The organism is Novosphingobium sp. BL-S-32 (assembly GCF_056857055.1).
The window spans coordinates 1,461,859-1,485,852 of the sequence record NZ_CM166477.1 but is presented as its reverse complement, the minus strand read 5'-3'; the positions used below and the strand labels follow the sequence as shown (position 1 = coordinate 1,485,852).

General features: G+C 63.8%; 20 protein-coding genes and 1 riboswitch. Of the genes, 12 read left to right on the top strand and 8 right to left on the bottom strand.

Annotated elements, in window-relative coordinates:
- Window positions 1-4 precede the first annotated feature (4 nt).
- Both AC1VVK_RS23100 and AC1VVK_RS23095 read left to right on the top strand, forming a co-directional pair.
- Window positions 5-1,378, top strand: a complete 1,374-nt coding sequence (locus AC1VVK_RS23100) for a lipopolysaccharide biosynthesis protein (RefSeq protein ID WP_482905509.1) — start codon at window positions 5-7, stop codon at window positions 1,376-1,378.
- Between the two features lie 5 nt (window positions 1,379-1,383).
- A complete protein-coding gene (locus AC1VVK_RS23095; RefSeq protein WP_482906762.1) occupies window positions 1,384-2,472 on the top strand; it encodes a glycosyltransferase family 4 protein in 1,089 nt (362 codons plus the stop codon).
- Here AC1VVK_RS23095 and AC1VVK_RS23090 read toward each other — a convergent pair.
- Window positions 2,438-3,322 carry a glucosamine inositolphosphorylceramide transferase family protein gene (locus tag AC1VVK_RS23090; protein WP_482905508.1) on the bottom strand — a complete coding sequence of 295 codons (885 nt, stop codon included), beginning with the start codon at window positions 3,320-3,322 and terminating at the stop codon, window positions 2,438-2,440. The genes AC1VVK_RS23095 and AC1VVK_RS23090 overlap by 35 nt on opposite strands.
- 227 nt (window positions 3,323-3,549) lie before the next feature.
- On the opposite strand from AC1VVK_RS23090, the gene AC1VVK_RS23085 reads away from it, so the two are divergent.
- Window positions 3,550-5,889, top strand: a complete 2,340-nt coding sequence (locus AC1VVK_RS23085; RefSeq protein WP_482905507.1) for a TonB-dependent receptor — start codon at window positions 3,550-3,552, stop codon at window positions 5,887-5,889.
- Between the two features lie 57 nt (window positions 5,890-5,946).
- Here the strand turns inward: AC1VVK_RS23085 and AC1VVK_RS23080 are convergent, their stop codons facing one another.
- Both AC1VVK_RS23080 and AC1VVK_RS23075 read right to left on the bottom strand, forming a co-directional pair.
- On the bottom strand, window positions 5,947-7,182 hold the full coding sequence (locus AC1VVK_RS23080) for an MFS transporter (RefSeq protein WP_482905506.1): 1,236 nt from the start codon (window positions 7,180-7,182) through the stop codon (window positions 5,947-5,949).
- A gap of 165 nt (window positions 7,183-7,347) precedes the next feature.
- Entirely contained in the window at window positions 7,348-7,545 is a 198-nt protein-coding gene (locus AC1VVK_RS23075) for a hypothetical protein (protein ID WP_482905505.1), read from the bottom strand.
- A gap of 187 nt (window positions 7,546-7,732) precedes the next feature.
- Between AC1VVK_RS23075 and AC1VVK_RS23070 the strand changes: the two genes are divergently transcribed.
- From AC1VVK_RS23070 to AC1VVK_RS23060, 3 genes are all read left to right on the top strand, one after another.
- Window positions 7,733-8,299: a ferritin-like domain-containing protein gene (locus AC1VVK_RS23070; RefSeq protein WP_482905504.1), complete on the top strand. Its 567-nt coding sequence runs from the start codon at window positions 7,733-7,735 to the stop codon at window positions 8,297-8,299.
- 63 nt (window positions 8,300-8,362) lie between these two features.
- Window positions 8,363-8,626, top strand: a complete 264-nt coding sequence (locus AC1VVK_RS23065; protein WP_482905503.1) for a DksA/TraR family C4-type zinc finger protein — start codon at window positions 8,363-8,365, stop codon at window positions 8,624-8,626.
- A gap of 105 nt (window positions 8,627-8,731) precedes the next feature.
- Window positions 8,732-9,316, top strand: a complete 585-nt coding sequence (locus AC1VVK_RS23060) for a DUF4142 domain-containing protein (protein WP_482905502.1) — start codon at window positions 8,732-8,734, stop codon at window positions 9,314-9,316.
- A 56-nt stretch (window positions 9,317-9,372) separates the two neighbouring features.
- On the opposite strand, the gene AC1VVK_RS23055 is transcribed toward AC1VVK_RS23060, so the two are convergent.
- Window positions 9,373-11,712 (bottom strand): transketolase, encoded by a 2,340-nt coding sequence (locus tag AC1VVK_RS23055; RefSeq protein ID WP_482905501.1) that lies wholly within the window; start codon window positions 11,710-11,712, stop codon window positions 9,373-9,375.
- A gap of 131 nt (window positions 11,713-11,843) precedes the next feature.
- Here AC1VVK_RS23055 and AC1VVK_RS23050 point away from each other — a divergent pair, with 131 nt between their 5' ends.
- The 4 genes from AC1VVK_RS23050 (at window position 11,844) to AC1VVK_RS23035 (ending at window position 17,106) form a co-directional block, all read left to right on the top strand.
- A complete protein-coding gene (locus tag AC1VVK_RS23050) occupies window positions 11,844-12,317 on the top strand; it encodes an Lrp/AsnC family transcriptional regulator (protein WP_482905500.1) in 474 nt (157 codons plus the stop codon).
- Window positions 12,318-12,422: 105 nt separating this feature from the next.
- Window positions 12,423-13,172 (top strand): isocitrate lyase/PEP mutase family protein, encoded by a 750-nt coding sequence (locus tag AC1VVK_RS23045; protein WP_482905499.1) that lies wholly within the window; start codon window positions 12,423-12,425, stop codon window positions 13,170-13,172.
- A 123-nt stretch (window positions 13,173-13,295) separates the two neighbouring features.
- Window positions 13,296-13,536, top strand: a riboswitch (cobalamin riboswitch).
- Between the two features lie 176 nt (window positions 13,537-13,712).
- Window positions 13,713-15,740, top strand: a complete 2,028-nt coding sequence (locus AC1VVK_RS23040) for a TonB-dependent receptor (RefSeq protein WP_482905498.1) — start codon at window positions 13,713-13,715, stop codon at window positions 15,738-15,740.
- A gap of 349 nt (window positions 15,741-16,089) precedes the next feature.
- Window positions 16,090-17,106, top strand: coding sequence for a zinc-dependent alcohol dehydrogenase family protein (locus AC1VVK_RS23035; RefSeq protein WP_482905497.1), 1,017 nt, complete (start codon window positions 16,090-16,092; stop codon window positions 17,104-17,106).
- 117 nt (window positions 17,107-17,223) lie between these two features.
- Here AC1VVK_RS23035 and AC1VVK_RS23030 read toward each other — a convergent pair whose 3' ends face one another.
- The 3 genes from AC1VVK_RS23030 to AC1VVK_RS23020 all read right to left on the bottom strand — a co-directional run bounded on the left by AC1VVK_RS23030 (window position 17,224) and on the right by AC1VVK_RS23020 (window position 20,849).
- Window positions 17,224-17,886 (bottom strand): hypothetical protein, encoded by a 663-nt coding sequence (locus tag AC1VVK_RS23030; RefSeq protein ID WP_482905496.1) that lies wholly within the window; start codon window positions 17,884-17,886, stop codon window positions 17,224-17,226.
- Window positions 17,887-18,035: 149 nt separating this feature from the next.
- Entirely contained in the window at window positions 18,036-20,195 is a 2,160-nt protein-coding gene (locus tag AC1VVK_RS23025; RefSeq protein ID WP_482905495.1) for a putative bifunctional diguanylate cyclase/phosphodiesterase, read from the bottom strand.
- A gap of 405 nt (window positions 20,196-20,600) precedes the next feature.
- Complete coding sequence (locus tag AC1VVK_RS23020; RefSeq protein ID WP_132386273.1) at window positions 20,601-20,849, bottom strand: hypothetical protein; 249 nt, start codon at window positions 20,847-20,849, stop codon at window positions 20,601-20,603.
- A gap of 496 nt (window positions 20,850-21,345) precedes the next feature.
- On the opposite strand from AC1VVK_RS23020, the gene AC1VVK_RS23015 reads away from it, so the two are divergent.
- Window positions 21,346-22,176, top strand: coding sequence for a DUF2092 domain-containing protein (locus tag AC1VVK_RS23015; RefSeq protein WP_482905494.1), 831 nt, complete (start codon window positions 21,346-21,348; stop codon window positions 22,174-22,176).
- 508 nt (window positions 22,177-22,684) lie between these two features.
- A complete protein-coding gene (locus tag AC1VVK_RS23010; RefSeq protein ID WP_132386271.1) occupies window positions 22,685-22,918 on the top strand; it encodes a hypothetical protein in 234 nt (77 codons plus the stop codon).
- Window positions 22,919-23,114: 196 nt separating this feature from the next.
- Here the strand turns inward: AC1VVK_RS23010 and AC1VVK_RS23005 are convergent, their stop codons facing one another.
- Window positions 23,115-23,975, bottom strand: a complete 861-nt coding sequence (locus tag AC1VVK_RS23005) for a bile acid:sodium symporter (protein WP_482905493.1) — start codon at window positions 23,973-23,975, stop codon at window positions 23,115-23,117.
- Window positions 23,976-23,994 lie beyond the last annotated feature (19 nt).

The window sequence follows — 23,994 nt, the reverse complement described above, 5'->3', positions numbered from 1 at the left end:
TATCATGTTCGCCAGACGAATGGCCCGGTCACAGGACGAAATCGTCCCGAACGATGTTGCGCACGAGGTAGGGCATGCAGCCCGGCCGCACGGAATCGTCGGCCGGATCTTCACATCGCTGGGCCTCGTGCTGGGCGGCAAGGCTGGGGCGGGGATCATCAGCCTTGGCTATCTGCTGTTGGCCACCCGTTTCCTCGGCCCGACCGAATATGGCGTGCTGGTGCTGGTCCATGCTTATGTCACGACCGTCTGCGGCATCGTCGAGTTCCCCTCATGGCAGGCCGTCGTGCGCTATGGCGCGGAGGCCCAGCAGAAGAACGAGCCGCATCGTCTGGTCCGGCTCCTGCGCTTCGGCGCGAAAGTAGAGCTGATCGGCGGTGCTCTGGCCATTGTTTCGGCCATGTTGTTGGTGCCGCTTGTCGGGCCGCATCTCGACTGGCCGCCCAAGGCGATGGCGTTCGCGCCGTTTTATGCTTTCGCGGTTCTCGGATCAGTGCGCTCGACACCGGCAGGCTATCTCCAGCTATGCGGTCGTTTCGACCTGCTGGGGCTGCACAATCTCGTTCAGCCGGTCGTCCGGTTGGGCGGGGCCCTGATCGTGATCGCCTTCGGCTGGGGCCTGCGCTCGTTTCTGGTGGCATGGCTGCTGGCGGCGCTGGCCGAATTCGCGGTGCTCTGGGCCATGGGCCTGTGGGTTGCCGCGCGTGAGTTGGGCAGCGCCTTGTGGGATCCGGAACAGGGTGACCCGGCAGAGGAAAATGAAGGAATCTGGCGCTTCCTGATCGCCAGCAACGCCGATGTCACGCTGGGCGAGTTGACCGGCAGAGTGGCGCCGCTGGTCGTGGGTTGGGTGCTTGGTCCGGCCATGGCGGGCCTGTTCTCGGTGGCGCAACGGGCCACCGTTATCATCGCGCAGCCCGCGCAGATCCTGGGCAATACTGCTTACGCAGAACTGTCCCACGTCGTCGCGAGCGGGCGGGGCGGCAAGGCGCTGCGCCGTATTCTCGGCAAGATCGTGGTGATCGGGCTGCTGGCGGCGGCCCCGGTGGTGCTGGTCGTGGCGCTGTTCCCGCAGCAGATCCTGCATCTTCTGGCCGGCAAGGCATTTACCGAGGCGGCCGGGGTGATGATCGTGCTCGTGCTGGCCCGCGCCATCGCGCTGATCGGCCCGCCGTGCAGTTCGGCAATCTCCGCGCTGGGCCATCCCGTCCGGTCGATGAGTGCGAACCTGTTCGCCAGCCTAGTCTTCCTCTCGGCCATGCCGTGGCTGCTCCACCAGTATGGCCTGATGGGCGCGGGTATTCAGGCGCTCGGGCAGGCGATCCTTGCGAGCGGACTGCTTGTTTTCCTCGTATGGCGCAGCAGCCTGCAACGGTGAGCGCGATGCGGATTGCCTATATCATCAACTCGGTGGAAGGCGGCGGGGCGGCGCTGCCGGTGCCGTCGGTCGCGCGCGTGCTGGCCGAGGCGGGCGCCGAAGTGCGCGTCTTTGCGCTTACCCGCCGGGACGGCCGTGCCTTGCCGGCGATGGAGGCGGCGGGCCTCGATCCCCGTGTTCGCGACGGCGGAGAAAAGGACCACGCCCGGGCCCTGCACTGGATGATGCACGAGGTGCGCGCCTGGCGGGCCACGCACTTGTGGACCTCGCTCAGCCGCGCGACGCTGCTGGGCCTGATTGCCGGACCGTTGATGAACCTGCCGGTGATTTCATGGCAGCACGCCGCGTTCCTGAAGCCGTGGAACTTGCGCCTGCTGCGCCTGCTTCAGTCGCGGGCTTCGTTGTGGGTGGCGGATTCCCGCTCGGTCGCAAGGTTCGCGACGCAGCGCCTCGGCGTATCGGAACAGCGGCTGGAGACCTGGCCGATCTACGCCGTCGATCCCGCCATGCCGGTTGCGCAGGGCTGGCGTCCGGGTGAGGTGCTGCGCCTCGGCAGCCTTGGCCGCCTGCACCCGGTCAAGGGCTACGACGTGCTGATCGAGGCGCTGGCGCGGCTGCGGCAGGGCGGTTTCGTGCCGCCCGTCCCTTGCGAGGTCGTGATTGCCGGCGACGGCGCCGAGCGCGAGCGGCTTGAAGCGCAAGCCCGGACGTTGAGTGTCGAGAACCTGCGCCTTGCCGGATACACCGAGGAGCCGAAACGCTTTCTGGCCGACTGCCACCTCTATCTCCAGCCCTCGCGTTCGGAAGGATTCTGCATCGCCGGACACGAGGCATTGACGGCAGGGCTGCCGGTCGTGGCATCGCGCGTCGGGGAACTGGCCCATTCGATCCGCTCGGGCGAGACCGGCTGGCTCGCCGCGCCCGGAGACGCCGGAAGCCTTGCCGAAGGCCTGCGCGCCGCGCTGGGCGATCCGTCGCGGCTATCGGCGCTGGGCCGTTCCGCCCGCGCCGATATGCTGGACCGCTTCTCGCCTGAGCGCTTTTCGCGCGCCGGCAACGCTATCTATCAGCGTATCGCCCAAGGCTCCGCCTGAGGTCGAGCGCGATCCCGGCCAGCGACCGGTCGATGGTCTTGACGTCGAACAGCGTGACATCCCTCCAGCCGCTCAGCGTGTGCATGCCCTCGAACTGCGCGGGAAAGGCCAGCGGATCGCCTTCGCGCGCTTCGAAGGCGGTTTCGTCCAGCCGGTCGATCCACAGCGGCCGGATCGCCCCGCCGTAAGTCCGCGTGCAGTCCTGCGTGGGCAGCACGATCGTCCCATTCACGAGCACCGGTACGCCGCCCGGCCGAGCCGAAGCGCGGCTGCGGCGCACCGGATTGCCGGGATGCGGGGTCCATGGCCCGGTTAGCCGTTCCGCCCATGCCACGTGGAGCGAGCCGAGCTTGGTCTCGCGGCTCTCGCCTGAGGAATAGAACAGCCACCAGCGCCCGTCGTGGCGAAGGATCGATGCGTCGACCGGTAGGCAATCGAGTTCGATCGCGCATTCGGCCCGCCATTCGTCGAGCGCCGCATTGCCGCGATAGAGCGTGAGTTTCCCGGAGCGATGCGCCTCGGGCAGCATCCAGACCGCGCCTTCGCCCTCGAACACTTGCGGGTAGGACAAATGCCACGGCTCGCGCAGCACCAGCCGCCGGTCGACGAGGCTGAATGCGCGGTCGAAGCTCAGGCGCTCGATCGCGCCGTGGCGGGTGCGATAATCGTACTGTTCGGCGAAGACGTGAAAGTGCACGCCATCGTCGAAGCCGAACGGGTCGGCCAGAAAGGTGAAGGCGGGCTCGGGCGGAAACCATATCGCGCTTTCCGGTGAGAAACCCCGGGAAAGCACCTCGTCGAGAGGACGGGTAATCAGCCCGCACTGCCAGATATCCTTGCGTCGCGGCATCGGGCTCTCATAGCCTGATGCCGCGCATTGACAACCGGCATGACACCCGGACGAAGGCGGCACTCCCTTCATCATCGAATGACGCGACCTGCGCTTTTCCGTTGCTCGAAAGTTTTGGCTTATATTTCAATCTGTAGCGAAAGCGTCACACGCGCATGGAATAGGCGCCCCCCGAGGCGCCGCGGGCTCAGGGTCACGCGGCGCTTTCCAATTCCATGGGGGCATTCGTGTTACAAAAATCGGTTCTCGCCCTGGCGGCCGCCGCCAGTTTTACGGTTTCCGCTCAGGCAAAGGCAGAAGACGCCGCGCCGGCGGAGACGGACAGCAATGAAGTCCGCGATATCGTCGTCATCGGCAGCGGCCAGACCCGCTCGGTTTCGACGCTCCTGCCCGCGAACCTCGATGTCCTGCCCCCGGGTACCAGCGTGCAGAAGGCGCTGAACTTCCTTCCCGGCGTCAGCGCGCAGTCGATCGACGCACTGGGTCTCAACGAGCAGTCGCTGTCGCTTCAGGTGCGCGGCTTCAGCACCACGCATCTCGGCTACACGCTCGACGGCATGCCGCTGGGCGATGGCGCCTACAACAATTACAACGGCCTCTCGATCAGCCGCGCGCTGATTTCGGAGAACCTCGGCGAGGCCAATCTCGCGACCGGGATCGCCGGCCTTGGCATCGCGTCGACCAGCAACCTTGGCGGCGCATTGATCTACCTCAGCAGCGCCCCCCACAAGGAAATGGGGCTGATGGCCAGCCAGAGCTTTGGCAGCCAGGACAGCCTGCGCACGTTCGCGCGCTTCGATACGGGCGAGCACGGCGGTTTCTCGGCCTATGTTTCCGGACAGTACAGCGAGCAGGACCTGTTCGTGAACCAGCGCGCGTGGAACCGGTCCACCGGCAAGCAGCTCAACGGCAAGGCGCAGTACGAATTCACCGGCGGAAAGATCACCGCCTTCGCGGACATTTCGCGTACGAATCAGGCCGATGATCCCTATCTGTCGAAGGACATGCTTGGCCGCCTCGGCTGGGATTGGGGCGGTTATGCGCCGGACTGGCAGTCCTACCTCGGCGTCGCCTATTGCACGGTGACCGGCCCGACCGCACCGGGCAAGTGCGTCAATGCACCCAAGCCGCAAAAGAACGCCGACGTTACCTATACCAACGGCCAGATCCTGCGTAACGACAACCTGTTCTACGTTGCCGGGGACTTCGACGTCACCAAGTCCCTAACCGCCCATCTGCAGGTCTATCACCACACCGACAAGGGTGCGGGCAACAACTGGATCGTCGGCTGGTCCAAGCAGGGCACGGCGACCACTGACGACGACGTGCCGGTCCAGATCCGCGACACGCGCTACACCATCAACCGCACCGGCGGGCTCGGCAGCCTCACCTGGGACGTCGGCTTCAACCAGTTCCAGGCGGGCTTCTGGCTGGAGGAAAACAAGAGCAGCGCTGCGCGCTATATCTGGGCGAATGTCACCGGTCCGTTCGATCTCGGCCAGTTCCTGCAAGGCCAGCCTGACACGGCCCAGTGGGTGCAGGAAACCAAGTGGAAGACGCGCCAGTTCTACGTGCAGGACACGATCAAGCTGCTCGATGACGCGGTAACGATCGATTTCGGCTTCAAGGGCACCTATTCGCGGTCCGATGCCGAGGCGCAGGACGGTATCGCCAAGACGCCGCCGCCGGCCTCCAGCCAGTTCGCGACGGGTTCGCTCACCGCCAAGGACTTCTTCCTTCCGGAGGCGGGTGTGCACTGGCAGGTTGCGGACCACCACGAACTCTATGCCAGCTATGCCGAGAACATGGCGATGTTCCAGGGCGGCTTCAAACTCGGCCCGCAGTCGGTGACGCAGCCCGTCTGGGACGCGCAGGGCAAGACGCTGAAGCCCGAGACATCGCGCAGCTTCGAAGGCGGCTATCGCTATGTGAACGGCCCGGTTCAGCTCGCACTGAGCGGCTACTGGGTCAATTTCGACAATCGTCTGCTGCAGTACAACCCGTGCCCGACCAACCAGCAGCAGAATCCGGGCTGCGGCAATTCCTTCCACAATGCCGGCGGTGTCACCAGCCGGGGCGTGGAACTGGGCGTATTGTGGAAGCCGGCGCCGTGGCTGACCTGGTACAACTCGGCATCGTACAACAAGTCCACTTATGATGACGATCTCAACTGGTGCACGACCACTTGCGTCGTCAAGGCAACCGCCGGCAAGCAGCAGGTGGATACGCCGAAGGAGATGGTCTCCAGCGTGCTGACCGTGCGGCAGAACGGCTTCTCGGCCTCGCTTCAGGGCAAGTATACCGGCCGCCGTTACTACACATACACCAACGACCAGAGCTTCGGCGGCTACACCACCTTCGATCTCGGCGTGGGGTATGACTTCGGTTCGGTCGGCGTGGTGAAGGGCGCGAAGCTTTCGTTCAACGTCACCAACCTGACCAACAAGCGCTATGCGTCGAACTTCGACAACAGCGTGTTTGCACCGGATGACGCTGCCGGGACGCTGCTGGTGTTCCACTCGTCGGCGCCGCGCCAGATCTTCGGAACGCTGGGCGTTGCCTTCTAAGCCTTTGTAATACCCTCTCCACCCTTCCCCGTCGCGACAGGCGGGGAAGCGTCGACATCAGGCCGAACGAGTGGGCCGGGTCTCGGGGATCATCGCAAAGACCGGCAAAACGCCGAGGGCGACAGCGGCGATCATCAGGCCCGGAACGGCTTGCCACCCGGTCAGCGCAACCAGCCAGTGGGCAACGAATGGCGCAAGACCGCCGAATATCGCCGTTGCCGCAGTTGCTCCAAGGGCAAGCCCCGAAAGCCGGCCTTCTCCGGGAAACAGTTCGGCCGTAGCCACTGCCCCTACGGCGCTGACCGCACCGCCCAGCGCCGCCAATATCAGCGCGCCGATCAGGGCAGCGCCGTATGAGCCCATGCCCATCGCCGCGAAGCAACTGGCGGGCGCCAGAACCGAAAGCACGCCCACTCCCAGCAGCACCGGCCGCCGTCCGATCCGGTCGGAAAGGGCGCCCACGAAAGGCGTCACGAAAATCACCATGACCGCCGCCGCCGTAGAGAGCCACAGCGCCTGGCTCTCTACCATCACGCCCGTTCCCGTGATGAACACGGGCACATAGGTGATGCCGACATAGTAGGTGATCGAACCCAGCGCGGAAATGGCGAAGCCGCGCGCGATTGCCGCGCGGTGGCGGGAAAGGACCTGACGCAGCGGCTGCTCGGGAACTGTGCGGTGGATGACTTGCCGCTCGAACTCGGGCGATTCTTCCAGCGTGGCGCGCGCCAGCAGCACGGCTCCGGCCAGAACCGCGCCGAACAGGAAAGGTATGCGCCAGCCCCATGAATCGAGTGCGGCCGGAGCCAGTGCATTGACCACCAGTGCGGAAAGTCCCGCTGCCAGCAGCCCGCCCAACTCGCTCGCCGCCGCGGCGGAGGAGGTAACAAGCCCGCGCCGCCCGCGATGCGCGCCTTCCATCAGGTAGGCGACCACGCCGGTATATTCGCCGCCCACCGAAAATCCCATTATGCAGCGCAGGAACAACAGCAACCAGCCAGAGGCCGGGCCGATGCTCGCATAAGTGGGCAAGGCAGCAGTGGCGAGCATGGCCGCCGTCATCAGTGCCATGGACATCAGCATCATTCGCCGTCGTCCATATCGGTCTCCGACATGGCCGAAGACTGCGGCGCCGAGGGGGCGCATCAGATAGGCAATCGCGAAACCGCCCAGTGTGGTCGAAAGCGCGGCTTCATTGCCACCGAAGAACACCCGCGACAGGACGGTGGCCAGATAGAGATAGAGTGTGAAATCGTACCATTCGACGATCGTCGAAAAGGCGGCGATCGCCATGGATTGCCTCGACAAAGGCGCGTGTTCGCGTGCCCCGTCTCCAGCGTTCATCGGCCCGGGCGGCCCGTGCGATTTCCAAACGACATGAAGGGCATGATAACCCGTTGCCCGGTCTTGGCAATCGCAGGACTTCAGTAGCTCAGAGGTGTGGCCGCGAGGGAATAGTCAGAGCGCGCTGGCAAAATGTCCCAGCGTCAAGGCGACACCGGCGCAAGAGATGACCGCTCCCAAACCAAGCTGCACGGGATTGGACAATTGCCGAATGGGCAGGGCGAGCGTGTTTTCCAGTGTTTTCATGCCCTTTTTGTAGTCCGGTTCGGGGTGGGCAATGAGTGGGAAATGCCGCTCACTCTGATTGCCCATGGCGATTTCCGCAGGTCGCAGCCAACGGCTGTCGGTCGGCGCAAAACTAAATATCCGAGTATACGCCGCGAAATCAAAGACAAGGACAGTCTTGAAGCGCCCAGGTCATTGTTGAGAGTCGTTCGCGTGGAACAAGGGGGCGGCCATAGTCATTGAAGGCGCAAACATCCATGACAGGAACTCCACCATGGCAGGCAAAGTCGAGGAACGCAGCGCCTTTCTGACCGACGTCAAGACTCTGCGCGCACGGGCGCGCAAGTCGCTGGACGATGGCGCGGTGATGCCCAGCTATCACGGCGATGTCGCAAAGACGATCGAGCTGTTGCAGAACGTGGTGGCGACCGAACTCGTCTGCGTGTTGCGATACCAGATGCACGCGATCACGGCGGACGGCATCACCTCCAAGAGCGTCGCCGCCGAATTCGAAGAGCACGCCGCGAGCGAGCACGAGCACATGATGATGGCCGCGAACCGCATCGACCAGCTTGGCGGAGCACCGAACCTCAACCCCGAAGGCCTGGCCTCGCGCGCCGCTACGGAATACGGAAACGGCGGCAATCTGGTTGAGATGATCAAGCAGAATCTCGTGGCCGAGCGGCTGGTGATCGAGCACTATCAGGAACTGATCCGCTATTTCGACGATCACGATCCCACCACGCGCATCATGCTGGAACACATTCTGGCCGACGAGGAAGATCACGCCTCGGACATGCACGATCTGCTCGTCGCGCATGAGGGGCGCCCATTTTTGTAATGGGACGTCGTCGGCCTTGGCGATGACGTCCTCGCAAGTCGGAAGGATGGAAAGGCAACGGTCATGGCCAATGGCTGGGCGCCGGACGGCGCCGTTCAGGACCAGATAGAAGACAGCCTGAAGGACGCGATATCGGCCGCGAGGGCGCGAATGCCTCATGGCGAAGGCCTCGCGGAATGCGAGGAATGCGGCGATCCCATCCCGGACGCGCGGCGTCAGGCAATGCCCGGTGTCCGCACTTGCGTTGTCTGTCAGGCCTGGCGCGACAAGGTGCCGGTCCATGGGGGCATCAATCGGCGCGGGAGCAAGGACAGCCAATTGCGTTGAATGGAGGAAGGGCCTCCGGGGGGGCGGAGCGGTCCAACGGGAACGCGTCAGGCCTTGAGTAGTTGGGGGAACACGATTGCCATCTTTCGAAACGGGAGCTTTTTCATGAAAAATGCCGCTCTGTTCGCAATCCCGCTTGCGGTTCTCGCCTTGGCGGGGTGCAAGAAAGAATCGCCCCAGCCCGCCGAGGCGACCTCTCCCGCGGCCCCGGATACCGCGATGCCGCCCGCCGTGGTGCCCACCGCTACAGAAACCGTTGCAGAGGTCGTGAGCCCGGGGCAGGCCTTCGCCAACACCGCTGCCGCCAGCGACGCCTTCGAAATCGCCGCATCCAAGCTTGCCGCGACGCACGCCCAGTCGGCTAACGTCAAGCATTTTGCCGAGCAGATGATTACGGCCCACACCAAGTCCACCACCTTGCTGAAGACCGCTGCCAGCGCTGCGATTCCGGCGATCACGCCCGATCCGACGCTCAGCCCCGCGCAGCAGCAGACGCTCGACACGCTCGCCACCAAGTCGGGTAAGGACTTCGACGAGGCTTTCGCCAAGGCGCAGGTGGATGGACACCAGGCGACGCTTGATGTTCTGAAGGCCTATTCCACGACCGGAGACGTGCCTTCGCTGAAGGCTTTCGCGGATCACGTGATTCCGATCGTAGTTGCCCACCTCAACATGGCCAAGGCCCTGTAAGACGGCGCTGAATATCCGGCTACGCGGCGAATGTGCGGCGTAGCCGGATAAATCGGTCAACGCCCGAGGAACAGTTCCGCGACAGCATCGATGATCGCATCGGCATCGAGGCGATATTCGCGGTAGAGATCGATCAAGTCGCCGGTCTGACCGAAGCGGTCGGTTCCGAGCGGACTGACCCGCATTCCCCTGACCCCGCCCAGCCATGAGAGCGCCCCTGGCGATCCGTCGAGTACGGTCACGAGACCCGCGCCAGGCGCGAGTGCCGACAGCAGGGTTTCCGCATGGCAGGGCTGCGCCTCACCGCCATTCCAGCGCGCTGCCCGGCGCTCTGACCAGCCGCGATGCAGCAGGTCGGGCGATGTGACGTTGAGCAGCCCGATGCCGGGCAGATCGTCGGCAAGCTGCTCCCACGCGGACAGTGCTTCCGGGGCGACGACGCCGGAAAAGACGATCGCCGCCTCTGCGCCGGGCCCGGGTTTCCGCAGCCAATACCCGCCCTTGAGCGCATCGCCCTCCCATGCCGCGTCCTCGCGCGTCACTTGCGGAATCGAGCGCGTCGAAAGGCGCAGATAGACCGAACCGCCGTCCGCCTCCTGCATATGTGCGAAGGCCCAGCCCATGATGAGCGCAAGCTCGTCCGCAAAGGCGGGATCGAAATAGGTCAGGTTCGGCTGCCCCATGCCGATCAGCGGTGTGTTGATGGACTGATGCGCGCCGCCTTCCGCCGCCAGCGTGAGGCCGGAGGGGGTGCCGACCAGCAGGAACCGCGAATCCTGATAACACCCGTAATTCAGCGCATCGAGCCCGCGCGCGATGAAGGGATCGTAGACCGTGCCCACCGGCAACAGTCGCGTGCCGAAATGCGGCGCGGCAAGCCCCAGCGAGGCGAGCATGATGAAGAAGTTGTTCTCGGCAATGCCCAGTTCGATGTGCTGTCCGGCGGCATGTCCCTGCCATTTCTGCGCGGAGGGGATTTTCGCTTTCTGGAACACGTCCACCAGTTCCTGACGGCGGAACAGCCCGCGCTGGTTGACGAAGCCGCCCAGATTGGTGGTCTGCGTCACATCCGGCGCGGTGGTGACGATGCGGTCGCCCAGTTCCTCACCGGACTTGGCGATGTCGAGCAAGATGCGCCCGAACGCGGCCTGTGTGGATTGCTCGGTGCCATCGGGAGTGATCAGTGCCGGAACCGCGACGGAGGGCGCCACCGGCTCGGCAGGCTTTCTTGCGAGCGCGGTGGTCTCGATGAAAGCCTTGAGCCGGGCTGCAACATTATCGCCCAGACCGCCCCACGGCTCCCATTCCTGCCCTTCGGCAATGCCCATGCTGGCGCGGAACTGCTCCATCTGGGGCTTGTTCATCATCCCCGAATGGTTGTCCTTGTGCCCGGCGAGCGGCAGCCCGTGCCCCTTGACGGTATAGGCGATGAACAGCGTGGGCCGGTCATCGTCGCAGGCATCGAATGCGCTGGTCAGAGTGTCGATGCAGTGGCCGCCGAGGTTGGTCATCAGCGCGGCCAGACTGTCGTCGTCGAAGCTCTCGATCAGTTGGCGTACATGGGCCTTCTCGCCGATATCGGCCATGAGCCGCGCGCGCCAAGCCGCTCCGCCCTGATAGGTGAGCGCAGCGAATTCCGCATTGGGGCAGCCGTCGATCCATTCCTCGATCGCCTTGCCACCGGGCCGCGCGAAAGCCTCGCGCTGCAACTTGCCGTACTTCAGCGTGACCACGCGCCAGCCGCAAGTCTCGAAAATGTCGTCGAAGCGGCGGAACATGCGGTCCGCCGTCGTGGCGTCCAGCGACTGGCGGTTGTAGTCGACGATCCACCAGCAATTGCGCAGATCGTGCTTGTAGCCTTCGATCAGGCACTCGTAGATATTGCCCTCGTCCAACTCGGCATCGCCCATCAGCGCGATCATCCGGCCTGCGTCTTCCTGGCGCACCTGGCCGTGGGCGATCAGATAGTCCTGCACCAGACTGGTAAAGGCCGTGACTGCCACGCCAAGACCCACCGATCCGGTCGAGAAATCCACCGGGATCGCGTCCTTCGTCCGCGAGGGGTAACTCTGCACGCCGCCCAGCCCGCGAAAGCGCTGCAAGCGGTCGAGGCTCTGGTTGCCCAGCAGATAGTGAATCGCATGGAGCAGCGGTCCGGCGTGCGGCTTCACCGCAACCTTGTCTTGCGGGCGAAGCGCATGGAAATAGAGCGCAGCCATGATCGCCGTCATCGAGGCGCAGCTTGCCTGATGGCCGCCCACTTTCAGTCCATCGCGCTTCTCGCGAATGTGGTTGGCGTTATGGATAGTCCAGGCGGAAAGCCACAGCAGTCGCTTTTCCAGCTCCTCAATCGCGCTGACGATTTCGGCCCGATCATGTTCGACGATAGCCGCCATATTTCCGTCTCTCCCGTACTTATTGCGAAGGAGAATAGGCCGGATCGCTGAGGCAGGTCCTTGCAAAACCATGCGCGATGCGCTGCACGGGTGGCAGATAGTGCCAAATCTAGATAGCCGGAGAGAATTATATGCCAAATTCGTCGCTCGATCACTTCGACAGGCGTATTCTCGACGAAGTGCAGATCAATGGCCGCGTGACCAATCAGGACCTGTCGGATCGGATCGGGCTGTCCCCTTCGCCGTGCCTGCGGCGCCTGAAGCAGCTCGAAAGCGACAACGTGATTACCGGCTATGTTGCGCTGGTCGATCCGGAGGCTGTCGGCTTGTCGGTAACCGCCTTCGTCCGCGTGCGGCTCGATCAGCAGGACGATCACCATCTGGCATTGTTCGAAGACGCGGTGACAAGCTTTCCGGAAGTCATGGAATGTTATCTGATGACCGGGGAAGCGGACTATCAGCTTCGCGTTCTGGTGCCGACGCTGAGCGCGTTCGAGGATTTCCTGCGCGCGCGGCTCACCCGGATCAAGGGCGTGGCGCAAGTGACGACCAGCTTCGCGCTGCGTCCCGTCGTATACCGGACCGCGCTGCCGACCACGGCGTGAGCCTGCCGGACAGGGGCGAGCGGTTCATCCTCCGCGAGGAACGGAATGTCTTTGCGCTGGCCCACAGGCCAATCGTGGATATTCTCCGCACCAAGGAGAACCACGATGCCGACCACTTCCGAGAAGCGAGCCGCGTTCCGCAAGCTGCATGAGAGCGGGTTCTTCATCATCCCCAACGCCTGGGACGGGGGGAGCGCGGTGCGTCTCGCCAAGCTGGGTTTCAAGGCGATTGCCTCCACCAGCGCGGGCGCCGCGTGGGCTGCCGGCAGGGACGATGGCCAGCTCAGCCGTGACGAAGTGCTGGACCATCTCGGCATGCTGGTCGCCGCGACCGACCTGCCGGTCAATGCCGACTTCGAGAACGGTTTTGCCGACTATCCGGACGAGGTGGCCGCGAACGTCGCGCTGGCGGTGGATACCGGCGTTGCGGGCCTATCCATTGAGGATTGGTCGGGCCATAGCATGTACGACCTTGGCCTTGCGGTAGAGCGCATTGCCGCCGCGCGGGCGGCAATCGATGCGATCGATCCGGCTGTCATGTTGATCGGCCGCAACGAGAATTTCCGGGTGCCGGGCATGACTGCGAAGGAGAGTATCGCCCGAGCGGTCGCCTATGCCGAAGCCGGCGCGGATTGCCTGTTCGTGCCGTTCATCCTCGATCTGGGCGCCGTTGCCGAACTGGTGTCGGCCGTTGCGCCCAAGCCGGTCAATGTCGTCATCCACGACTACGATGCGAGTATTCGCGCTTTCGCGGATCTGGGCGTGCGGCGGTGCAGCGTCGGGGGGAGCCTTGCCAAGCGCACCTGGACGGCATTCGACGAAGCCGCCGCAGCGCTCAGACGGTGCGAGCCGTAAGCGCCCCGAACACATCTCCTCAGCCCGAAAACATCGCCGGAACAATCCGAAACGCGCTTCCTGCCCTTGCGTCCGCCTGCGGGGCAAGTTAGCAGGCGCCGTCTTTCCGCGTCCTGTGGACCGGAAGGGCAAGATCGCGCCGGTGCCTTGAAAGAGGCTTAATAGGGAACGCGGTGAGGGGGCTCGCCCCTGAATCCGAGGCTGTCCCTGCAACTGTAAGCGGCGAGCGCGATGCACATCGCGGCAGGGCAAGGACGCCTGCCGCAGCCACTGGGCCGGACGCTAAGTCATGCGGGGCCTGGGAAGGCCGTGCATCGTGCCGTGACCCGTGAGCCAGGAGACCTGCCGGCGTCTGGTCGCTCTCGCTTTGGCCCAGGGGATGGCCGGGGCCCGGTGATTTTTCCGTCTGAGCGACGAACGAGCGGTGGAGACCGCATCGGTTCGCGTAACGGTCGCCTCGGGCGTCCGGCCGTCCACGCGCGCCGACCGTCGCAGGCGGCAGGTCTCTGCCGGTAGTCGCAAGACGCCGGGGAAATATTGATGACTTTCCGTATAACTGCATTTTGCGCATGCGTGGCCCTGTGCGCGATTGCTTCCACTCCTGCCCTTGCGGAGGACGCGCCTTCCGCGTCGGACGCTGGAACCGCCGAAGAAATCGTGGTCTTCGGCCGCGGCGAGGCGAAGATCGGTGAGGCCCATGCTGCCAGTGAGGGCAGCGTGGCAGGCTCGGACTTGCTGGTCCGCCCCCTGCTTCGCGTCGCCGAATTGCTGGAAGCCGTGCCGGGCATGGTCGCCGCCCAGCATTCGGGCAGCGGCAAGGCAAACCAGTACTTTTTGCGGGGCTTCAACCTCGATCACGGGACCGATTTCACGACCTATATCGACGGCGTGCAGATGAACTTGCGCACGCACGGCCACGGGCAGGGCTATCTCGACCTCAACGGCCTGATCCCCGAGATCGTCGCCCGGGAGGATTTCCGTAAAGGGCCCTATCGCGCGGATGGCGGCGATTTTGCGCTGGCGGGCGCGGCCTACATGACCACTATCGATGGGTTCGACCGGCCTTGGGTCTCGGTGGAAGGCGGTTCTTACAATGCGGGGCGTCTCGCAGCGGGCGGCACGATCAAGGACCTTGGCGGCGGCGATCTCACCCTTGTTGGGCAGGCCAAGCGCTATGACGGGCCCTGGGAAGAGGCCGAGCATCTGCGCCATTACGCGGTTTTCGCGAAGTACGCGGTGCCGCTTGGCGAGGGAAAGCTGGAAGCCTCGCTCCACGCCTATCACGCCACCTGGCGGCCGACCGAACAGATCCCCGAGCGCATCATCGGCTCGGACATCTGCCCCGATGTGTTTTGCTCGCCCGATCCTTCCGCGCGCGGGCGGACCACGCGTTTCGTCGGCAATGTCGGCGTGACGCAGGCCAGTTGGAGCGCAAACCTCTACGCCCAGTACTACGACTGGAACATGTACTCGAACCCCACCTACAGTGACCCGGACGGCACCAGCGCGCAGATCGAGCAGTACGACAAGCGCTGGGTCACCGGCCTCACCGCGCGCAAGCAGTGGGAGCTTGCAGATAGCCTGCAATTCACTGTCGGAACCGAAAATCGCTACGACCACATTGGCAGCGTCGGCGTGAATCGCACGGCGGATCGAGAGCTGCTCTATTCGCTCGGCCGCTATCATGTCGAAGAGCTTTCCGGTGCGCTCTACGGCGAAGCGATGTGGAAGCCGCTGCCCGGCCTGCGCCTGACCGGCGGGCTGCGCGGCGATTACTATCACTATTCGGTGCGCGCACGCGATGCGGCGGCCGCCGCGCTCGGCGAGGGCAACGGGCACGATTCCATCGTTTCGCCCAAGTTCTCGGCCGCGTATGAAGTGACGCCGCAGTTCGAAGTCTATGCTAACTGGGGCCGGGGCTTCCATTCGAACGACGTGCGCGGCGCGGTCAATGTGGATACGCCGGTGCCCGTGCTGGTGCGCGGCACCGGCAAGGAACTGGGCGGCCGCCTCCAGATCGGCAAGTTCTCGCTGACGGGCACGTATTGGTGGCTCGATGTGGCCAGCGAATTGCGCTTCGTAGGCGATTCCAACGCGGTGGAGCCCACCGGCGCCAGCAAGCGCCATGGCTACGAGGTGGTCGCCTTCTGGCGTCCGCTGCCGTGGCTGGCGCTCGACGGCAACTATACCGAGAACCACTCGCGTTATGACAATGGCGATCGCATTCCCAATGCCTTCGAGAACGCCGCCTCGGCGGGGGCCTCGATCGTGCTCGACCCGTGGGAAGCCAGCATCCGCGTCCGCCATCTCGGGCCCTATCCGCTGGTCGAGGACAACTCGGTGCGCGACCAGGGCAGCACCGTCGTCAACGCCCGCGCCGCGTGGAAGGGCAAGAAGATCGAGATCTATGGCGAAGTGCTCAACATCTTCGACAGCCGGGACAAGGACATCGCCTATTACTACGAATCCTATATTCCCGCATTCGACGCCGACGGACCGACCGATGGCCGATTGAGCCGTGTGATCGAACCGCGCACCTTCAAGATTGGCGCGCGCTACACATTCTGAATGCAAGGCGTACCGCGGAGTTTGCTCCGCGGTACGACGCGCCCGTCATGCCCGTCATCCTGAACTTGTTTCGGGATCCATCTGGCCGCCAACGTGGGTGTTTCGGGAACCAGCCGATATCCCGGCCTGCCAAGGCGACGGCGGTGCGGGCGGAGAGATGGACCCTGAAACAAGTTCAGGGTGACGATGTGTGGAGTACAGGTTGTACTTCCTGTCGAATGCGGAATTGCCGGATTTGAGCCCGCGATTGATCGGCAGGGCGGTGTCATCACGGTTGTGGCAGGTTCGCGTCTGGACCCCGTCCCGAACGCAAACTACCCCCTGACCGAACGAACCGAGGGGACATCGAATGAAGCGCGCAAGAGCGATGCACATCCGCCAACCGGCGGGGCTGGATCACCTGGAACCGGGCGAAGTCGATGTCGTTTCGCCCGGTCCCGACGAGATCCTCGTACGCCTTCGCGCGGCGTCGCTGAATTTTCGGGACGATCTTGTCGTGCGGGGCGTGTTCCCCGCGAAGGACGGGCTGATCCCCTTGTCCGACGGCGCGGGTGAGGTGGTCGAGGTCGGCTCGGCGGTCTCCGGCTTTGCCGTGGGGGACGCGGTCGTCAGCACTTTTCATCCCAACTGGCGCGACGGTCATGTCGAGCGGGCGGAGCTGAACAATTCTCCCGGCGGTCCGGCAGACGGTTATGCCTGTGAATTCGCGACCCGGTCAGTGTCTCACTTCACGCGTGCCCCCGCCGGTTACACGCATGCCGAAAGCGCGACGCTCACTTGCGCCGGTGTCACCGCCTGGCGCGCGGTGGTGACCGATGGGCAGGTCCGCCCCGGTGAGACCGTGCTGGTGCTGGGCACCGGCGGCGTGTCGTTGTTTGCGTTGCAATTCGCCAAGGCTGCCGGCGCCACAGTGATCGCGACCTCTTCAAGCCGCGAAAAGCTGGACCGCTTGCAGGAACTGGGCGCGGATCATGTCATCAATTACCGCGAGGATCCCAACTGGGGTGCCGCAGTGCTTGAGCTTACTGGCGGGCTGGGCGCCGATCATGTCATCGAGGTCGGCGGGCCGCACACGCTTCCGCAATCGTTGGTGGCGGCGAGGACGGGCGGTCACATTGCTATCATCGGGGCAGCGGCAGGCTTCGATATCGACACGATGCCGTTCGCGATCGTGCAGGCTAAGCGCCTGCGGCTGCAAGCCGTCACCGTGGGTAGTCGGCGCGATCAACTCGACATGGTGCGCGCGATCGAGGCGCACGGAATACGGCCGGTGATCGACCGGAGCTTTCCGCTGGAAAAACTGCCCGACGCTTTCGGCTATCTCAAGACCGGGCAGCATTTCGGCAAAGTGGTGATTGCCATCTGAACGGCGGCACTGGCTCGCTCATCCATCCGATCTTCCATCAGGGTATACTTGTGGGAGGTCGGGTGGGGGAGCGGGCCGGTGCCGCAAAATTCGCCCGTGGCGAATTTTCAACCGGGCTCATCCGTGCTTTTGTATGAGCGGTGTCTGTGCCCGGATCGCGACAAGGAGACCGTCAAGATACTTCTCGGCCTCGGCCGCGTCACTTTCGGGATAGGCGGCGGTCAGTCGTCCGCTCCAGTAGCCGTAGTTCGCGGTGGTCAGACTGAAGCGCCAGGGAACATTGTTCCGGTTACCGCTGAAGATGCCGCGATAGGCATCGAGGTTCGGGTTGTTCGGCACGGTGACCGGGCCTTCGGAGACGATCTGGGGCGCCGAGAAGTGCGACATCGTCTGCTGCCGCATGATCGTGTAGTGATCCTTGGCAGGCATATCGTCGATATGCACCACGGCCATTCGCACGATGAGGTGGTCCTTGCCCTCGTTCAGCAAGTGATCGTAGCCGATCGCGACATAGTCTCCGCTCGTATCGAAGGCCTGTTCCTTGAGACGGGTGAAGCCTTCCACTTGTGCCGGGAAGCGAAGCCCACTGGAGACGTGGATCAGCGTGGTTCCGTCAGGCGCGAACTTGAAGCCTTCCGGCACTTCGCTTCCGGTCACTTTCTTGGCGGCGGCCTTGGTCGTGTGCACTGCGTTGGCGGGCGAAGAAGACGCCTGAGCCGCCGATGGAGCGGTGAGCAGAAGGCCCAGAAGGGCTACCGATGCAAGTGGCAAGGGCGACATCGCGTTGGCTCCTGTGATCGAGAGACTGAACGAACAGATTGCCTTGAATGAAACAGGCTTCCGGAATTGTGAAGAGTATTATGACGCGGCCATGAAATTCGATGTCGATAAGCGATCATTTGGTGGAAAATTCACCGAATGATCGCAGGTCATGCGGGGTGCGATTGCGTCTCCGGTCCCAGCGCGGCGCAAAGTTCTTCGCCCGAGGTCGGCCGCCCGAAGTGCCAGCCTTGCAAGCGGGTACAGCCCGCCGCGCGCGCGATCCGCGCCTGTTCCTCGGTCTCCACGCCTTCGGCCGTGACTTCTGCGTCGAAGGCATTGGCCAGCGCGACGATGGAGAGCATCATCTCGCGCGAGCGGGCATCGCGGCTGAGCGGCGCGACGAAGGCCTTGTCGATCTTGATCCGATCCAGTTTAAGCCTTTGCAGGTAGCCGATGCTCGCATAGCCGGTGCCGAAATCGTCCAGCGCGATCCGGACGCCGAGTTCCCGCAGCCGGTTTATCACTTGCGCGGCCTTGTCGGGACGGCGCAGCAGCAGGCTTTCCGTGATTTCCAGCTCCAGTCGTTCAGGCGGAAACTGGGTTTCCTGTAGCGCATGGCGCACGTCGTCCAGCAGGTTGTGGTCCCAGAACTGTACCGGCGAAATGTTAACTGCCAGTTCGAGTGCGGTCTCCCGCATGGCCAGACAGGCCTGGTAGAGCACCTGACGGCCGACCGCGTTGATCAGGCCGCTCAGTTCGGCAATGGGAATGAAGACATCCGGCGGAACGTCGCCGTGTTCGGGGTGGCGCCAGCGCACGAGCGCCTCCACGGCCACGATCCTTGCATTGTCGGACGCGACGATGGGCTGGTAATGGACATAGAGTTCCTTGCCGGCGATTGAGGCCTGAAGGTCCCGCTCCAGCTTCATTCTCAGCAGGTGGCCTTCGTCCAGATTGACGGCATATTTGCGGGTGCAGTTCTTGCCGTCCCCCTTTGCCGCGTACATAGCCACGTCCGCGCGGCGCATCAGTTCGTCCTGTCCTTCCGGCCCCACATCGGCCGCATCGGCACAACCGATGCTGATGCCCAGCGTGACGCGATAGGCGCCGATGACGAACGGGGCCTCGAACGAGCGGATGATATTCTCGCAGATGCAGTCCGCGTCCCGCGCCATGTCGCGGGACAGCAGGACCGCGAATTCGTCTCCTCCGGCCCGCGCCACGAGTTCGCCCTCGGCAATGCTGCGAACCCGCGCGGCGGCTTCTTTCAGCAGGAGGTCTCCGGCGGCGTGGCCGTAGACGTCATTGGCGTCCTTGAACCCGTCGAGGTCCATGAACAGGAGCGTGAGATCGTCCCCTGCGGCGAGGTGGGCGGAAATCTGGGATAGCAGGGTCCGCCGGTTGGGCAGCCCGGTCAGCGAATCGTGACCCGCGTGATGGCGAGCGCGCAATTCGCTTTGCCGAAGCGCTTCGATCGTGCGGCTGTTGTTCTGGAAGATCAGTATCGCCGCCGCCACCGAGAGCAGCCCCAGCGCGACGATGGCCGGCGCCACTTCCCGCAGCAGCCGGGTTCCCGGTTGATGGGGCGCCCACGCCAGCCAGCCGAGTGTCGTGCCATCGGTTCCCTTCAAGGCAACCGATGCGGATGACGGCTCTGGCGGCGCGAGGCTCAACTTCACGGTCGAAAGGCGCAGTTCCTGTGTGATCCGGGCCAGAGTCGCAGCATCGATGGCATGGGCGATCACCAGCATGAACGTCGGTTGGTCGGCCGGGATCGAGATTTTGGGTGTCAGGGGAACGATGGCGGCAGTGGAATAGGTGACGATGCGATTGCCCTGGCGGCTGAAGCCCGCCTCGATGGGGCTGCCTTCGCGAGGCATCTTTCGCACTTCGTCTATCGAGCGGGTGAATGCCGGGCCGAGCGTTTCCTGCGCGGCGTGCGCGGGGGCGTGAGGGTGCCTGAAGCTGTAGATGGTCTCATCCCGGCCATTCAGGATGAAGATGTCCTCATAGCCCTGAATTCGGCCGAGATAGGCAACGACGTTGTCGTCAACCCAACCTGGTTGCAGGCCCATACTGATATGGCGGACGGCATCGTCCCACTTCGCATAGTCCTGCAAATCGTGCTGGACCCCCACCGTCAGAGTGCGCACGGCGCCTTCCACGGCCTGTTGTTCGCGTTGCTGTTCCAGACCGTCCTGCGCGCGCGTGGTGAGCGCGATCAGGAACAGAACAGATCCGAAACAGGCGAGGAGCAGCAGGATGACCGGCCAAAAATGCCTTGCCTTGAGCGTGAAACTCAGACGTCTCAGGACAGGATGAGTCATGAAGGACATGTTTCGGAACTAGAAATCACCTCTTAAATTATAGTTCCACTTGGCCTCGGTTGGTCGAATTCGATCAGGTTTCCTGCGCGGGCGAGCGGCGCCAAGTTTGGCGCAATTATGTTTTGCATGATTTTTCGGCCGCAACTGATTGAGTCGGAAGTGTTTTGGACTGCCAATCGCCGGGATGCTATTGCGATTTTTCGGAGGGTGCGTGCCGCGATTGGGGTTTCCGCCTGCCGGTGCTGGCGCCGGGGAGCCTCTTCGCGAGGCGCGGGTTGCCGCAAGCCATGCTCCCCGAACCCGCTCAGGCTGAGCTTGTCGAAGCCCCTGCGGGCGTGGTGGGAGGTCCGGATCCTTCGACAAGCTCAGGATGAGCGGGGTGGGGAAGAAGAGAAGAGGGGGTATCTATTCCGCTGCGGCGGCAAATTCCGTTGCGCACTCGATTGTCTTGCGCACCACCATGGAGTCATGTTCGAGGAAGACGCGCTCAATTTCCGAGCGTTTCTCGAAAATCAGCTTCGCCACGCCTGCCGTCATGCCGCCTTCGTCACCGACGCGGCCGAGTACACCCGCGAGATCTTCGAGAGTCGCTTTTTCGGGGCTTCCGTGAAGCCCTCCCTTCGAATCGCGATAGGCTACGCACTCGGTTGCCATTGCTTGCCCTCATGACAGTAATAAATTGAACGAGATGCGGCGAATTCCGGAGCCGAGCCACCGAGCGGATTTCGGGAGGATACCCCAAGGAACATGCCTGTTTGTCTCAAATATGCAGGTATAATTCCAGACATAACTTCGGCTAAAATTGATGATTGATAGACAAATTTGATCCACCGGCGGTCGCCGTTTATGCTGGTGAGCGGAAGTTTACCATTGCGATGGCAAGTAATTCAGCGGCTTGCACTTTTCTCCTTTTCGTAACACCCACGAAGCACCCCGGCGGATGCATGTGGATAAAACACCGCATCGCTTCGGCGTGCCGGGGACCCGTCAGCCGTGGAGAATGGACTGAGGGAAGGCCTCATGCCATTCGCATCAAGGGGTTCCTGCCGCTGGGGCAAGGGGTCCGCCCGGCCGTTCATCCGGATAAACCCCGATGGCAACGGATGGCGCCGTGGGAGAGGCTGGGTACCGCTCAAAGCGGAGGCCTTGCATGCGATCAACTCATTCTGGTGCGGCTGTCGGAGCCCCAGCGCTGATTGCCGTCCTGACAGTGGCGCTGGCCCTGTCGGCCGTCCCGGCAAACGCGCAGGACAATGCCACTGCCGCGCAAGACACCCCATCGGCGGCTCCATCTTCGGGTAACGACACGCTCGTACTCGATCCTGTCGCGATGTCCGCGCTCAAGGGGATGGGGGCCTATCTCGCCTCCCTCCAGAAGTTCGAACTGCACACCAAGGCCACCGTCGAAACCACGCTTCAGGACACCGACCTGTCGGTGCATTTGGGTTACGAGGGGGCGTACTACGTGCAGCGGCCGACCGGGTTCTTCGTCCAGATGAAATCGGACCGGACCATCCGCGAGTATATCTATGACGGCAAGACTTTCACGGTGAACGTGCCGCGGCAGAAGTTCTTCAGCACCGTCGCCGCGCCGCCGACGATCCGCAAGACGATCGACAAGGTCTATCTCGATTATGGCATCAGCCTGCCGCTGGCGGACTTGTTCTACTGGGCGGACAATCCCACCACGGACGGGATCCGCAAGGCGGTGCGTATCGGTTATGCCAACGTCAACGGACAGGACTGCGACCAGTTCGCCTATCGCGGCGATGACCTCGACTGGGAGCTGTGGATCGCGCGCGGCAAGGCGCCGCTGCCGCTGCGCATTGTCGTGACGCACCGCGATACGAACCCGCGCGGTTCGTACAGCGCGGACCTGACGTGGAATACGTCTCCCAGCTTCGATGCGAGCCGCTTCAAGTTTACGCCGCCCGATGGCGCGAAAAGCATAAGCCTTGCGGCCGCAACAGGGGAGCAGTGACATGCGCAAGAAAAGGTCCTGCCAGCTCATCGCCGCCACCAGCGCGCTGCTGCTGGTCGCGACGGCCCTGACTCCGGCTGAAGCCCAGCGCCGTTTCGGCGGCGGGGGCGGCATGCGCGCCGGCGGCGGCTTCCATGCCGGAGGCGGCATGCGCGGCGGCATCTCTCCGGGCCGCGCGCCGGACAATTTCCATGCACCCGGAAGCGGGGGTGGGGGCATTCACAACCCCGACATTCCCCGGGGGCCGCCGCCGTCGCCGGGACCCCATCCCGGACCTGGCCCCAATCCGGGACCCAATCCGGGCCCAAATCCAGGACCGCATCCCGGACCGGGCCCCGGTCCTGGCCCTCATCCTGGGCCAGGACCCGGACCTGGACCTGGACCACATCCGGGCCCCGGCCCCGGCCCCGGCCCTGGACCGCACCCGGGACCGCCTCCTCCTCCTCCGCCGCCCGGTTGGGGCTGGGGTTGGGGCTGGGATGACGATCCTTACTGGGATGCCGTGGGCGTGGGGATGATCGCCGGCACGACGGCGGCCGTGGTCGCCAGCAGCGCCGCGAACAACAACACGACCGTGGTGATCAACACCATGCCCGTGGGCAGTGTCGTGGCTGTGCTGCCGCCCAATTGCGCGCAAGTGACGCGGGCGGACGTGACGTACTATTCCTGCGACAACGTCTGGTACAAGCCGCAGTACCAAGCGAGCGGCGTCACTTACCTGATCGTGAACCCGCCCGAATAAAGCCCAAGGCACAGGGTTGGAGGCGCTGCGAGCCATTACGCTCGCAGCGCCTTTTCTTTGTGCGAATGTTAGCCCAAGAGCCCGCCATCTCGGCGTTTTTTTTTGGGGGCGACGAAGCGGGAAAGGGGTAGCGAAGAGCGTTAACCGCACTCTCGAAACGGCGCGCGTTCATCCGGCGCCGCTTTCTGCTAGTTCTTTAGGCGAGACTTCCGGCGCTCTTCCTGCTGAGATAGTGCAGGAACGGAATGCCGATCAGGGTCGAGACGACCAGCGACAGCACCACCGCTGCCGGAACCAGCGGCACATTGGGTATGGTCTGGGTAACGATGGCAAGCGCGACGCCGGGATGGCGCGTCGATGCGGCCAAAGAGAGTGCGGCCTTGTCGCCGCGATCGGGGCCGCCCAGCCAATAGCCCGCAGCAAGGCCGACCACGGCCATCACCGCAAAAGCGACCAGCGTTCCGTTACCCACCAGCCTCCAAAACGCGGGTGCGAGAATGATGACGAAAGCGACCACCACCAGCAACAGCAAAATGGTGCCCACCTTGCTGACGATTGCGCTGACGCGCGGCACCGCGCAGCCGAACAGGGGCTGCGCCATCAGGCCGAGGACGAGCGGGATCAGCACCGAAATCGCCAGCGGCTTGACCAGCGCGAGCGGCGATATCGAAACGTCGAGCGAAAAGATGCGCGAGGCGATGGCAATCCCGATCGGGGCGACGAACAGCGAAACGATCGTCGCCCCGAACAGGAGGCCAGTTACATAACAGCTCTCGCCGCCGGCCTTGATCTGCTTGCCGGGCAGGATCGGCGGCAGCGGAGAGAGCGCCATCGCCGCAACGGCGATGACCACCGGCCGGGGCAAATCCACAAGGTAGATCATCAGGAACGCCGCGGCCGGGACCAGCACGAACATGGCCACGAAAGCACCGAGGCCCAGCCGCCAGTGAATGACCAGATACATCAGGTCACTCACTTTGGCGCGCAGGGCCAGCGCGAAGAGCAGGAGCACCACGCTCAGGACCGTGGCGAGCTTGACGACGACGAGAAGGCTCATATCGTTGCTCCCGTAGCCC

Coding starts and splice junctions, on each gene's coding strand:
- AC1VVK_RS23100 (WP_482905509.1), top strand. CDS start 5: ATGTTCGCCAGACGAATGGCCCGGTCACAGGACGAAATCGTCCCGAAC.
- AC1VVK_RS23095 (WP_482906762.1), top strand. CDS start 1,384: ATGCGGATTGCCTATATCATCAACTCGGTGGAAGGCGGCGGGGCGGCG.
- AC1VVK_RS23090 (WP_482905508.1), bottom strand. CDS start 3,322: ATGCCGCGACGCAAGGATATCTGGCAGTGCGGGCTGATTACCCGTCCT.
- AC1VVK_RS23080 (WP_482905506.1), bottom strand. CDS start 7,182: ATGGCGATCGCCGCCTTTTCGACGATCGTCGAATGGTACGATTTCACA.
- AC1VVK_RS23075 (WP_482905505.1), bottom strand. CDS start 7,545: ATGGGCAATCAGAGTGAGCGGCATTTCCCACTCATTGCCCACCCCGAA.
- AC1VVK_RS23070 (WP_482905504.1), top strand. CDS start 7,733: ATGGCAGGCAAAGTCGAGGAACGCAGCGCCTTTCTGACCGACGTCAAG.
- AC1VVK_RS23065 (WP_482905503.1), top strand. CDS start 8,363: ATGGCCAATGGCTGGGCGCCGGACGGCGCCGTTCAGGACCAGATAGAA.
- AC1VVK_RS23060 (WP_482905502.1), top strand. CDS start 8,732: ATGAAAAATGCCGCTCTGTTCGCAATCCCGCTTGCGGTTCTCGCCTTG.
- AC1VVK_RS23055 (WP_482905501.1), bottom strand. CDS start 11,712: ATGGCGGCTATCGTCGAACATGATCGGGCCGAAATCGTCAGCGCGATT.
- AC1VVK_RS23050 (WP_482905500.1), top strand. CDS start 11,844: ATGCCAAATTCGTCGCTCGATCACTTCGACAGGCGTATTCTCGACGAA.
- AC1VVK_RS23045 (WP_482905499.1), top strand. CDS start 12,423: ATGCCGACCACTTCCGAGAAGCGAGCCGCGTTCCGCAAGCTGCATGAG.
- AC1VVK_RS23040 (WP_482905498.1), top strand. CDS start 13,713: ATGACTTTCCGTATAACTGCATTTTGCGCATGCGTGGCCCTGTGCGCG.
- AC1VVK_RS23035 (WP_482905497.1), top strand. CDS start 16,090: ATGAAGCGCGCAAGAGCGATGCACATCCGCCAACCGGCGGGGCTGGAT.
- AC1VVK_RS23030 (WP_482905496.1), bottom strand. CDS start 17,886: ATGTCGCCCTTGCCACTTGCATCGGTAGCCCTTCTGGGCCTTCTGCTC.
- AC1VVK_RS23025 (WP_482905495.1), bottom strand. CDS start 20,195: ATGACTCATCCTGTCCTGAGACGTCTGAGTTTCACGCTCAAGGCAAGG.
- AC1VVK_RS23020 (WP_132386273.1), bottom strand. CDS start 20,849: ATGGCAACCGAGTGCGTAGCCTATCGCGATTCGAAGGGAGGGCTTCAC.
- AC1VVK_RS23015 (WP_482905494.1), top strand. CDS start 21,346: ATGCGATCAACTCATTCTGGTGCGGCTGTCGGAGCCCCAGCGCTGATT.
- AC1VVK_RS23005 (WP_482905493.1), bottom strand. CDS start 23,975: ATGAGCCTTCTCGTCGTCGTCAAGCTCGCCACGGTCCTGAGCGTGGTG.